The 12,015-nt window shown below is 74.4% G+C and carries 9 protein-coding genes; 1 reads left to right on the plus strand and 8 read right to left on the minus strand.

The features are described 5' to 3' along the window. Positions 1-1,554 (minus strand): Asp-tRNA(Asn)/Glu-tRNA(Gln) amidotransferase subunit GatA, encoded by a 1,554-nt coding sequence (gatA, locus tag F1C76_03720; protein QNG35818.1) that lies wholly within the window; start codon positions 1,552-1,554, stop codon positions 1-3. Then, on the minus strand, positions 1,551-1,859 hold the full coding sequence (gene gatC, locus F1C76_03725) for an Asp-tRNA(Asn)/Glu-tRNA(Gln) amidotransferase subunit GatC (protein ID QNG35819.1): 309 nt from the start codon (positions 1,857-1,859) through the stop codon (positions 1,551-1,553). The genes gatA and gatC overlap by 4 nt, the downstream gene beginning before the upstream one ends. A 246-nt stretch (positions 1,860-2,105) precedes the next feature. Between gatC and F1C76_03730 the strand changes: the two genes are divergently transcribed. Then, positions 2,106-2,768 carry an ACT domain-containing protein gene (locus F1C76_03730; protein QNG35820.1) on the plus strand — a complete coding sequence of 221 codons (663 nt, stop codon included), beginning with the start codon at positions 2,106-2,108 and terminating at the stop codon, positions 2,766-2,768. On the opposite strand, the gene ligA is transcribed toward F1C76_03730, so the two are convergent. The 6 genes from ligA to F1C76_03760 form a co-directional block, all read right to left on the minus strand. After that, on the minus strand, positions 2,765-5,005 hold the full coding sequence (ligA, locus tag F1C76_03735) for an NAD-dependent DNA ligase LigA (protein QNG35821.1): 2,241 nt from the start codon (positions 5,003-5,005) through the stop codon (positions 2,765-2,767). The genes F1C76_03730 and ligA overlap by 4 nt on opposite strands. Positions 5,006-5,045: 40 nt before the next feature. After that, complete coding sequence (locus tag F1C76_03740) at positions 5,046-6,095, minus strand: methionine synthase (GenBank protein ID QNG35822.1); 1,050 nt, start codon at positions 6,093-6,095, stop codon at positions 5,046-5,048. After that, positions 6,079-8,262 (minus strand): bifunctional metallophosphatase/5'-nucleotidase, encoded by a 2,184-nt coding sequence (locus tag F1C76_03745; protein QNG35823.1) that lies wholly within the window; start codon positions 8,260-8,262, stop codon positions 6,079-6,081. Before F1C76_03745 ends, F1C76_03740 begins: the two co-directional genes overlap by 17 nt. A gap of 129 nt (positions 8,263-8,391) precedes the next feature. Further along, positions 8,392-9,474: a tRNA 2-thiouridine(34) synthase MnmA gene (mnmA, locus tag F1C76_03750; protein QNG38990.1), complete on the minus strand. Its 1,083-nt coding sequence runs from the start codon at positions 9,472-9,474 to the stop codon at positions 8,392-8,394. A 14-nt stretch (positions 9,475-9,488) separates the two neighbouring features. Then, entirely contained in the window at positions 9,489-10,685 is a 1,197-nt protein-coding gene (locus F1C76_03755) for a cysteine desulfurase (GenBank protein QNG35824.1), read from the minus strand. Then, positions 10,682-12,004, minus strand: coding sequence for an MFS transporter (locus F1C76_03760; GenBank protein ID QNG38991.1), 1,323 nt, complete (start codon positions 12,002-12,004; stop codon positions 10,682-10,684). The genes F1C76_03755 and F1C76_03760 overlap by 4 nt, the downstream gene beginning before the upstream one ends. Between the last annotated feature and the right edge of the window lie 11 nt (positions 12,005-12,015).

The raw sequence follows: 12,015 nt of genomic DNA on the forward strand, positions 1-12,015 counted from the left end.
TCACGGTGCGACCTCCTGGGTGGGGACCGGCTGCGGGCGCTGCTGGCTGAGGAACGTGCCCCCGCGGGCGGCGTCCCCGGCTGCCTCGAGCGCCGCGGCGACCCGGTAGCAGCGGTCGTCGGCGAGTGCGGGTGCCATCACCTGGAACCCGACGGGCAGGCCCTCGCTCAGGCCGCAGGGCACCGAGATGGCCGGGGTGCCCGCGAGGCTGGCGGGCAGGGTGCAGAGGTCGGCGGCGTACATCGACAGCGGGTCGTCGACCCGGGCGCCGAGGGGGAACGCGACCATCGGCGAGGTGGGGCTGACCAGCACGTCGACGCCTGCTCCCTCTGCACCGAACGCCGCCGCGAAGTCCCGGCCGATGAGCGTGCGGACCTTCTGCGCCTGGCCGTAGTAGGCCTCGTAGTAGCCCGAGCTCAGGGCGTAGGTGCCCAGGATGATGCGGCGCTTGACCTCCGGCCCGAAGCCCTGCTCACGGGTCAGTGCCATGACCTCGTCGAGGTCCCGGCTGCCGTCGTCGCCGACCCGCAGGCCGAAGCGGACGCCGTCGAAGCGGGACAGGTTGGACGAGGCCTCGCTGGGCGCGATCAGGTAGTAGGCGGCCAGCGCCAGGTCGAAGCTGGGGCAGGACACCTCCCGGACCTCGGCACCCAGGGCGCGCAGCTGGTCGACCCCGGCGGAGAAGGCGGCCAGCACGCCGGGCTCGTAGCCGTCGGTGTGCCCCTCGCCGCCGAGCTCGCGGACGACGCCGACGGTCACCCCGGTCAGGTCGCCGGTGGCACCCTGCCGCGCGGCCGCGACGAACGGCGCGGCCGGGGCGTCGATGCTGGTGGAGTCGCAGGGGTCGTGCCCGCCGATGACCTCGTGCATGAGGGCGGCGTCGGCGACGGTGCGCGCCATCGGGCCGGCCTGGTCCAGGCTGGAGGAGAACGCGATCAGGCCGTAGCGGGACACCGAGCCGTAGGTGGGCTTGTGCCCGACCAGGCCGGTGACGGCCGCGGGCTGGCGGATCGAACCACCGGTGTCGGTGCCGATCGCCCACGGCGCCAGGTGCCCGGCGACCGCGGCCGAGGACCCACCGGAGGACCCGCCGGGGATGCGGTCGTGGTCCCACGGGTTGCGGGTCGGGCCGTAAGCGGAGTTCTCCGTGGAGGAGCCCATCGCGAACTCGTCCATGTTGGTCTTGCCCAGCAGCACGGTGCCGGCGGCCTTGAGCCGGGCGGCGACGGTCGCGTCGTAGGGCGGGGTCCAGCCCTCGAGGATCTTCGAGCCGCTGGTGGTGGGCACGCCCTCGGTGACGACGACGTCCTTCAGGGCGACGGGGACGCCGGCCAGGCGGCCCAGCTCCTCCCCCGCGGCGCGACGGCGGTCGACGTCGGCAGCCGTGGCCAGCGCCGCCTCGCCGTCGACGAACAGGTAGGAGTTCAGCGCGCCGTCCTGGGCGGTGATCGCGTCCAGGTGGGCCCGGGTGACCTCGACGGCGCTGGTGCTGCCGTCGGCCAGGGCGGCCTGCAGCGCGGTGACGTCCAGCCGGGTCAGCTCGGTGGCGCTCATGCCTCGTCCTGCAGGATCCGCGGGACCCGGAAGCGGTCGTCCTCGGCCGCGGGCGCGCCGGCGAGCACCTGCTCGCGGGTCAGGCTCGGGGTCACGACGTCGGGCCGGTACACGTTGGTCAACGGCACGGCGTGCGTCGTCGGGGTGACGTCCTCGGTGGGGGCGTCCTGCACCCGGGCGACGGCGCCCAGGACGACGCCGAGCTGACCGGCGTAGAGGTCGAGCTCCTCGTCGGTGACGGCGAGCCGGGACAACTGCGCGAGGTGCGCGACGTCCTCTCGGGAGAGGCTGCTGGGAGTGCTCATGCGCTGGCGGGACCCCACTGTCGGTCTGCTCGGTGCGGTGGCTGGTGTGCTGCGTCGTACGGGTGCTGGGCCGGGACGGACCGTGGTCCGCTCCAACCCGGGCAGTCTACGTGGGGCGGACGACGTCCCCCGTCCGCGAGCCGGGTTGGCCTCGACGGGGGCTGATGGGGCAGGGTGGGCGCCGTCCCTCGATCGACGGAGATCGGCTGCCCGAGTCGTCGCGCTGGTGTCCCCGCGGAGGATCACGTGTCCTACCTGCTCCGGCTGGTCGTGCCCGACCGTCCCGGCATCCTGGGCGCGGTGGCCACCGCACTGGGCCTGGCCGGCATCGACATCGTCTCGGTCGACGTGCTGGAACGGGGCAACGGCGTCGCGGTCGACGACATCGTGGTCGAACTGCCCGCCGACCGGGTGCCCGACGGCCTGATCACGGTGGTCATGAGCGTGCCCGGGGTCGAGGTCGAGTCGCTGCGGCCGTACTCCGGGCCGCTGGACACCCACCGCGAGCTGGAGCTCCTGGAGGCGCTCGCCCGCGGTGGTGGCGGCACCGCGCAGCTGCTGGCGACCGAGCTCCCCCGGGTGCTGCACGGCGGGTGGGCGGCGGTGCTCAGCGGCGGCCCGGACGACGTGCGTGTGCTGGCCGCCTCCGACGCCGCGCCGGCCCTGGCTGCCCTCACGCTGCCCTGGCTGCCGCTCACGTCGCCGGTGCTGCTGCCCAGCGAGGACGACTGGGTGCCCGAGCGCTGGCGGGAGATGGCCATCGAGATGATGGCCGCACCCTTCGACGGCTCGGGGACCGCGGTGCTGCTGGGCCGCTCGGGCGGGCCGGCGTTCCGACGCTCGGAGCTGCTGCGGCTGGCACACCTGACCGGCATCGCGGCCACGGTGGCTCAGCTCCCCCCTGCCTAGGCCTCCTCCTCGGCCGGGGCCTCCTTCTTCTTCCTCGGGGCTCGCTTCTTCGGGGCGGGTGCCTCGGCGTCGTCGGCGGCGGGCGGCTCGGGCTCGCTGCCGTCGCCGATGGTGGCCACCTCGCGGGCGGCCTCGGGCCCCTGCTCGAGGAGGACGGTGAAGCCGTCGTCGTCGAGCACCGGGGCCTTGACCTGCACCGCCTTGTCGTACTTGCTGCCCGGGTCGGCGCCCACGACGACGAATCCGGTCTTCTTCGACACCGACCCGGTCACCTTGCCGCCGCGCTCCTGGATGGCGGCGATCGCCTGGTCCCGGCTGTGGTCGCGCAACGAGCCGGTGACCACGACGGTCACCCCGGTGAGCGGGCCGGGCCCGGCATCGGACTCCTCGTCGGCCATCCGGACGCCGTCCCGGGCCCACTTGTCCACGACCCCCCGGTGCCAGTCGACGGCGAACCAGTCGCGCACCGCGGCGGCGATCGTGGGGCCGACCCCGTCGGCGGCCGCGAGCTCCTCCTCGGAGGCGGCCACCAGCCGGTCCATGGTGCGGAACTCCCGGGCCAGGGCCTGCGCGGCGGTCGGCCCGACGTGCCGGATGGACAGGCCCACGAGCACCCGCCAGAGCGGGACGTCCTTGCGGGTCTGCAGGTTGGTGAGCAGCCGGGCCCCGTTGGCCGACAGCGTGCCGTCCTTCTTGGTGAAGAACGGGGCGCGCTGCAGCTTCTCGGCGTCGAGGGAGAACACGTCGCCCTCGTCCTCGAGCAGGTGGCTCTCCAGGAGCGCGATCGAGGCCTCGTAGCCGAGCACCTCGATGTCGAAGGCGCCCCGGCCGGCGACGTGGAACACCCGCTCCCGCAGCTGCGCCGGGCACGACCGGGCGTTGGGGCAGCGGATGTCGGCGTCGCCCTCCTTCTCGTGCCGGAGCTCGGTGTGGCACTCGGGGCACTCGCGCGGCATCTCGAAGGCGACCTCGTCGCCGGTGCGTACGTCGACGACCGGACCCAGGATCTCCGGGATCACGTCGCCGGCCTTCCGGATGACCACGGTGTCGCCGATGAGCACGCCCTTGCGGACGACCTCGCTGGCGTTGTGCAGGGTGGCGAGCTGCACCGTGGACCCGGCGACCTTGACCGGCTCCATGTAGCCGAACGGGGTGACCCGCCCGGTGCGCCCGACGTTCACCCGGATGTCCAGGAGCTTCGTCGTCGCCTCCTCCGGCGGGTACTTGAAGGCGATCGCCCACCGCGGGGCACGGCTGGTCGAGCCCAGCCGGCGCTGCAGCGCAACCTGGTCGATCTTGACCACGACGCCGTCGATCTCGTGCTCGACGGAGTGCCGCTGCTCCCGGTACCGCTCGATGTAGGCCCACACGGCCTCGAGGTCGGGGACCACCTCGAAGCGGGTGCTGGTGGGCAGCCCGAACGCCGCCAGCTTCTCGTAGGCCTCGGACTGCCGTTCGAGGTCGAAGCCGGTGCGGGCGCCGATGCCGTGCACGAGGAGCCTGAGCGGGCGGGTCGCCGTCACCCGGGGGTCCTTCTGCCGCAGCGAGCCGGCGGCCGCGTTGCGCGGGTTGGCGAACGGCGCCTTGCCCGCCTCGACCTGCGCGGCGTTGACCTCGGCGAAGGCGGCGACCGGGAAGTAGACCTCCCCCCGGACCTCGACGAGCTCCGGCACGTCGTCCCCACGGAGCTGCTGGGGGACGTCGGCCATCGTGGCGACGTTGGCCGTCACGTCCTCCCCCGTCGTCCCGTCGCCCCGGGTGGCGGCACGGACCAGCCGGCCGCGCTCGTAGACCAGGTCGATGGCGAGCCCGTCGATCTTCAGCTCGCAGAGGTACCCCGCTCCCCCGGCGCCGTCGCGGTCGGCCCGGGCGGCCCAGGCCGACAGCTCGTCGGAGCTGAACGCGTTGTCCAGGCTCTGCATGCGCTCGAGGTGGGTGACCGGGGAGAAGGTGGCGCCGAAGCCGCCGTTGACCTTCTGGCTGGGCGACTCGGGGGTGACCAGCGCGGGGTGCGCGGCCTCCAGGGCCTTCAGCTCGCCCATCAGCTCGTCGTACTGGCCGTCGCTGACGTGCGGGGCGTCCTTGACGTAGTAGGCGAAGGACAGCCGGTCGAGCTCCTCGGACAGCTCGGTGTGCCGGGTGCGGGCGTCGTCGGGGACCTCGGTGACGTCGGCGCGCTCGCTCGCAGCTGTCACGTCAGGGGTGTCGGCGGGGTCCACCACGGCCTCGGTGCTCACGGTCGAGACGGTAGCCGGGGGGTACGACAGGACGCCCTCCTCACTCGGGGAGCAGGTACCTCGCCGCCTCGCGCACGTGCGCCATCGCCGCGCGTGCGTAGGCCGGGCTGGCCCCGGCCAGCCCGCACGAGGGGGTGAGCGTGACGGCCTCGTGCAGGGACTCGGCGGGGAAGCCGAGCTCGTTCCACCAGGCCTGCAGCCGCGTGGCCGTCGCCTTGGGTGCGGGCAGCTGCCGGTCGGTGCCGGGGACCACGCCCAGGAACAGGTGGGTCCCCGCCTCCACCGCCTGCCCGATGTCGTCGAGGTCCTGGACGAGGCCGTGGTCGAAGGAGAGCGCGTCGGCCCCGGCGGCCCGGATCAGGCCGAGCGGGGCGCGGGTGGCGCAGCAGTGCACGACGGTGCGGTGGCCGAGGGCGGAGAGGAAGCCCTCGAGCTCCTCCTGGACGACCTGGGCCTCGATCGCGGCGAGCTTGCCGAACCCGCTCTGGGTGGGCAGCCCGCCCAGCAGGACCGCGGGCAGCGAGGGCTCGTCGACCTGGACGACGACGTCCGCGCCGGGCAGCCGGGCGGCGACCGCGGCGGCGTGCGCCCGCAGGCCCTCGGCGAGGGACTGGGCGATGTCGCGGCGGGCGCCGGGATCGGTGACCGCCCGGTCGCCCCGGGTGCGCTCGAGTCCGGCGGCCAGGGTCCAGGGTCCCGCGGACTGCACCTTGAAGGGCCCGGTCCAGTCGGCGGCGACGTCGTGCAGGGCGTCGAGGTCCCGGTCGAGGAACTCGTGTGCGCGCTGCTCGTCCCGACCCGGGCGGGGCACCAGCCGCCAGCCGGCCGGGGTCAGGTCGACGTGCACGTCGACGAGCAGGCCTGCGCTGCGGCCCAGCACGTCGGCGCCCACCCCGCGGGCGGGCAGCTCGGGGAGGTGCGCGAACCCGGGGAGCTCGCCGACGACCAGGCGGACCGCCTCGGCCGGGTCCGTGCCGGGCAGGGACCCGACGCCGGAGGCCGGCCCCCAGGGTGCGGGGACCGGCCTCGGGTCGTCGGTACCGTTCTCGGTGGTGCCGTGCTCAGGGGTGCTGTTACTCGGCGAGGCCACGCCGGCGACGGTAGCCCGCCGCGGTGGCGACCCCACCGGTCAGGAGCAGCAGCGCACCCAGGCCGAGCATCTGCCCGGTGGCCGCGCCGGTGTTCGCCAGCTGACCGGTGCCGATCCCGTTGCCGGGATTCGCCACCGGGTCCACACCCGGGGTGGGCGTGGTCGGCGGGGTGGTCGGCGGGGTGGTCGGAGCAGCCGGGCACGGGTACCCCGCAGCAGCGGTGCCGGTCGTGCCGGTCGGACCGGTGGCAACGGCGTTGCCGCCGTTCTCCCCAGCCCCGGAACCGCCACCGGCAGGCGGCGTCGCCGGGTTCGCGGCCCGTCCGTCGGTGACAGCCGTGCCGTGTCCGATGGGCGGCGCGGTGTACGGGTCGTTGTCGCCGAAGAACGCGATGGCGGTCTCCACGTCGACCGGCCCGGTCACCTGCAGCGTCCCGTTGCGGAAGGCGGTGAAGCTGTCACCGCCGCCGGCGAGGAAGGAGTTCGCCACGACGCGGTAGGTGGTCGTGGGGACGACGACCTGCGGGTCGAGCGCCGGGGTGCTCGGGTCGTCGAGCTGGATCGAGGCCGGGTCCACCCGGTCGTAGGCCGGGCGGGCCAGGTCGTAGGAGTAGGAGAAGCCCTCCGACGTGCCCAGCCACAGCTGCGACGTCCGCCCCGGGGTGGCGAACTGCTGCTCCAGCAACAGCCGGATGTCGGCGCCGGTCAGGGTGATCGCGTTGGCGTAGTTGCCGAACGGCTGGACGGCGAACGCCTCGGCGTACGTGATCGCGCCGGTGTCGATGTTGGCCCGCAGACCCCCGGGGTTCATGAACGCCACCGCGGGCAGACCCCCGCCGAAGGTGGCGGCCGGGTCCCCGTAGGTGGTGGGGTCGTCCTGCAGGCCGACCAGCTGCGCCTGGGCGACGGTGTTGCCCAGCACGGACTCCGCTCCGCGGTTCTCGGTCCCGGCGGAGTTGACAGCGCGGGCGAGGGGGGTCGTCGTGGACCCGACCTGACGGCTCCCGACAGCGGTCGCCTGGCGGCTCCAGAAGGAGACGATGCCCGCGGTGGCCGCATCCGGCGTCCGGGCTGCGCGGTCGGTCGGCACGTTGGTCACCGAGTAGGTGCCGCAGAGCCGGTCGACGTCGCCGGTGGCACCGTCGATGACAAAGCGGACGTCACCGACGAGCCGGCCGTAGTAGCCGGACTGGGCCACCAGCCGGGGCTGACCGGCCGGGTCCTGGAGGTAGCAGCTGTAGTTCTGGTGGGTGTGGGCCGACAGGACGACGTCCACGGCGGGGTCGGTGCGGTCGTTGATGTCCACGATCGAGCCGTTGAGCTGACCGCAGCCGTTGACGTCGGCCGGGGTGGCCGGCGTCCCGCCCTCGTGCACCAGGGCCACGATGGCCTCGATGCCCTGCGCCTGGAGCACCGGCACCCAGCGGTTGATCGCGGTCGCCTCGTCGATGAACTCGACGTCGGCGATCCCGGTCGGGGCGACGATGCCCGCGGTGGTCTCGGTGACGACTCCGATGAAGCCGATCCGCTGGCCGTCGACCTCCTGGACCGCGTAGGGCGGCAGCATGGGCTCGTCGGTGCCGGCCCGCAGGACGTTGGCGGCGAGGTACGGGAAGTCGGTGCCGGCGAAGGGTGCCCCGGTGCTGTCGGTGAAGCAGCCGTCGACGCCGGCGGTCACGCCCTCGCACGCCGTCTGGTCGTCGGAGAAGGTCCGGTCGGTGGGCCCGGAGAGGCGGCGGAGCTCGGTGGTCCCGCGGTCGAACTCGTGGTTGCCCACCACGCTGACCGCCATGTCGAGGCCGTTGAGCACCTCGATGGTCGACTCGTCACGGAAGCCCGCGGAGTCGAACGGGGAGGCGCCGACCAGGTCACCCAGTCCGATGAACAGCGAGTTGTCCGCCGCGCCACCGCCGGCCACGAAGGCCTGCCGACTGGCGTTGACGGTGCTCGCCACGTTCGCGGCACCTCCGACGGTCGCGGTGCCCAGGGTCGCGTCGGCAGCGGTGGTGTCGGCGATCCGGCCGTGGAAGTCGTTGATCGTCAGCAGCTGGACCGGGACGTCGGGTGCGACGGCCGGCGCCGGCGCGGCAGACGCCACCGACGGAATGCCGACGACGGCGGCCGAGGCCACCAGGGTCAGCGCGAGAGAGAGGCGCGTACGGCGCAAGGGTCCTCCGAGGTGTGGGCCCGGCCCGACGACTCCCCGTGGTCGTCCGGTCACAGAGCTTGACTAAGTAGCGGAGCTCACGAAGAGCGCCCGCCGAAAGCTAGCCCGGACCCGTGACGAATCCAAGAGTCAGCTGAGAACTGACGCCTGTCGTTCACCTGCGCGGAACACGGTGGCCTGCCCGAGCACCCGGTCGCCGCGCTCGGCGTCGGGGGCGTAGAGCACGGCCGACTGGCCCGGGGCGACACCCCGCTGCTGGTCGTGCAGCTCGAGCTGCAGCCCGGCCGACCCGTCCCGCGCCGAGACCGTGCACGGCACCGACGCCCCGTGCGCGCGTAGCTGCACGACCGCGGAGAAGGGCAGCTCGGGCGCCGGACCGGTCCAGGTCGGCGCACCGGTCAGCACCTCGTCGACGCCGGCCTGGTCGGCCGTGCCGATGGTGACCGTGCGCGACACCGGCTCGATGCCCAGCACGTAGCGCGGCCGCTGGTCCCCGACCGTCACGCCCAGGCCCTTGCGCTGCCCGATGGTGAAGCCGTGGGTGCCCTGGTGCTCCCCCACGGTCGCGCCGGTCGCGGCGTCCACCACCGGTCCGGGGGCCACGCCGAGCCGGCGGTCCAGGAAGCCGCGGGTGTCGCCGTCGGGGATGAAGCAGATGTCGTGGCTGTCGGGCTTGGTCGCCACGGCGTACCCGCGCTCGGCGGCGATCTCCCGCACCCGCTCCTTGGTCATCTCCCCCAGCGGGAAGACCGCCCCGGCCAGCTGCCGCTCGGTGAGCACCCCGAGCACGTAGCTCTGGTCCTTGGCGGCGTCCACCGACCGCCGGAGCTCGCCGTCGACCAGCCGAGCGTGGTGGCCGGTGACGACGGCGTCGAACCCCAGGGCCTGCGCGCGGTCCAGCACGGCGGCGAACTTGATCTTCTCGTTGCAGCGCAGGCACGGGTTCGGCGTCCGGCCGGCGGCGTACTCGGCGACGAAGTCGTCCACGACGTCCTCGGCGAACTGCTCGGCCATGTCCCACACGTAGAACGGGATGCCCAGCTCGCCGGCCACCCGACGGGCGTCGTCGGCGTCCTCGACGCTGCAGCACCCGCGGGACCCGCTGCGCATCTGCTGCCGGTGCTGGCTGAGCGCCAGGTGCACCCCGGTCACGTCGTGCCCTGCCTCGACGGCCAGCGCGGCGGCGACGGCGGAGTCCACCCCGCCGCTCATCGCGGCGATCAGCTTCACGCCGACCGCCGGCCCAGGCCCGCCCGCCGGGCCCGCTCGACGACCGGGGCGATCACGTCGAGGACGGCGTCCACGTCGGCGTCGGTGGAGGTGTGACCGAGGCTGAACCGCAGGGAGCTGCGCGCCCGGTCGGGGTCGGCACCGGTGGCCAGCAGCACGTGGCTGGGCCGGGCCACCCCGGCGCTGCAGGCCGAGCCGGTCGAGCACTCGATGCCGTTGGCGTCCAGCAGCATCAGCAGGGCGTCGCCCTCGGCACCGGGGAAGGACAGGTGGGCGTTGCCCGGCAGCCGCCCCGGTCCACCGGCCACCACGGCGTCCAGCGCGGGGCCGTTGAGCTGCACGTCGGGCACGCGCGCGACGACCCCGGCCACCAGCCGGTCGCGCAGCGCGGAGACCCGGGTGGCGCGCTCGACCCGGTTGCCCACGCTCGTCGTCGTCGCCACGGCGAGCCCGACGATCGCGGCGACGTCCAGCGTCCCGGAGCGCACGTCACGCTCCTGCCCGCCGCCGTGCAGCAGCGGGGTGCAGTCCGCGTCCCGGCGGAGCACCAGCAGACCCGCGCCCATCGGGCCGCCGAGCTTGTGCCCGGTCATGGTGAGCGCGTCGACGCCGCTGGCCGCGAAGTCCACCGGCACCTGGCCGACGGCCTGCACGGCGTCGGTGTGCAGCGGGACGCCGACGGCGTGCGCGACCTCGGCCAGGGCGGCCAGGTCGCTGACCGCGCCGATCTCGTTGTTGGCCCACATGACGCTGACCAGCGCGACGTCGGTGCCGTCGCCGAGAGCCTCGGCGAGCGCGGCGGGGGTGATCTCACCGCTGGGCGCGACGTCGACCCAGGTGATCTCCGCGTGGTCGTGCTCGGCCAGCCACTCGACGCTGTCCAGGACGGCGTGGTGCTCGGCCGGGCTCACGACGACGCGGGTACGGCGCGGGTCGGCGTCCCGGCGGGCCCAGAACAGGCCCTTGACCGCCAGGTTGTCGCTCTCGGTGCCGCCGCCGGTGAACAGCACCTCCGACGGGCGGGCGCCGAGCGCCTCGGCCAGCCGCTCGCGGGACTGCTCGGCCGTGCGCCGGGCACCGCGGCCGCTGGCGTGCAGGGACGAGGCGTTGCCCACCCGGGCCAGCTGATCGGTCATCGCCGCGACGGCCTCGGGCAGCATCGGCGTGGTCGCCGCGTGGTCGAGGTAGGTCATGACGTGGCCAATGTAGTCGCGCGGACCGGTTCGGCCGACGGGGCCGCAGCCCGGCCGGCGACCAGCGACCCGAGCAGTGCCAGTCCGCTGAACACCGCGATCGCGACGAGCAGGGCGGTGGTGAGCGACAGCACGCCGGTGGCGGCGGCGGCCACCAGCACGCCCCCGAACCCGACGCACAGCGCCGAGCCCACGACGTCGGAGATCTGCAGGGACGCCGAGTCGGCACCCCGCCGGTGCTCGGGCGACTGGTCGAGCAGCAGGACGCCCACGCTCGGCATGCCCAGGCCCATGCCCAGCCCGGCGACCGCCCAGCTCACGTAGGCGGTCCACCCCCCGGTCGAGGGCAGCGCGGCGAACGCGGTGCCGGCCAGACCGATCGCGAGCAGGACGAAGCCGATCTGCAGCAGTCGCACCCGGGAGACGTCGGGACGGCGGGCCGACAGCGTGGAGGCCAGCGACCAGCCGATCGCCCCGGTGGTCAGCGGGATGCCGGCAGCGGTCGCGCTGAAGCCGTGCACCTCGGTGAGGGTCAGCGGCAGCAGGGTGTCGATGCCGAAGAACGACCCGGCCAGCAGCCCGCGGGAGGCGACCACGGTGGGCAGGCCGCGGCGGGCGGTGACCGTGCCGCGGGGCAGCAGCGGCCGGAGTCCCGCAGCCAGCGCGACCACCCCGACGACGGCGACCGCCAGGGCCACCAGGTCCAGCCGCTGCCCGGCGTACTGCAGGGCACCGATGCCGACCCCGGCGAGCACCGCCCACCATCGCCGGGAGACCGCCGGCCGCGCGGTGCCGTCGGGCACGGCGAGCCGGGCGATCGAGGGCAGCACCAGGACCAGGCCGACCGCGACCAGCGGCAGGATGCCGAGGAACACCCAGCGCCAGGACGTGTGCGTGGTGATGGCGCCGGCGATCAACGGGCCGAAGAGCGCGGGGAACACCCAGGCCGCCGAGAACGCCCCGAACAGCTGGGGCCGCAGCTCCGGGGCGTACGCCTGCCCGGCGACGACGTAGAGCGACACCGCGATGAGCCCCCCGCCCAGGCCCTGGACGGCGCGGCCGGCGATGAACAGGGTCATGTCGGCGGCCGCCCCGGACGCGACCAGGCCCAGGGCGAAGAAGCCCACGCCCCACAGCAGCGCGACCCGGGCGCCCCGACGGTCGCTGACGTCCCCGCCCAGGACCATCCCGACGACCTGGGCGACCAGGAACGCGGTGAACGGCCACGCGTACCAGGCCAGCCCGTCCAGCTCCCGGACGACGGTGGGCATCGCGGTGGCCACGGCCATCGACTCGAACGCGATGAAGGTGACCAGCATCAGCAGCCCGG

The sequence above is a fragment of the Geodermatophilaceae bacterium NBWT11 genome (assembly GCA_014218215.1).
In the GTDB taxonomy this organism is placed as follows: Bacteria; Actinomycetota; Actinomycetes; order Mycobacteriales; family Geodermatophilaceae; genus Klenkia.

Coding starts and splice junctions, on each gene's coding strand:
- F1C76_03755 (QNG35824.1), bottom strand. CDS start 10,685: ATGACCTACCTCGACCACGCGGCGACCACGCCGATGCTGCCCGAGGCC.
- gatA (QNG35818.1), bottom strand. CDS start 1,554: ATGAGCGCCACCGAGCTGACCCGGCTGGACGTCACCGCGCTGCAGGCC.
- F1C76_03760 (QNG38991.1), bottom strand. CDS start 12,004: ATGCTGGTCACCTTCATCGCGTTCGAGTCGATGGCCGTGGCCACCGCG.
- mnmA (QNG38990.1), bottom strand. CDS start 9,474: ATGAGCGGCGGGGTGGACTCCGCCGTCGCCGCCGCGCTGGCCGTCGAG.
- gatC (QNG35819.1), bottom strand. CDS start 1,859: ATGAGCACTCCCAGCAGCCTCTCCCGAGAGGACGTCGCGCACCTCGCG.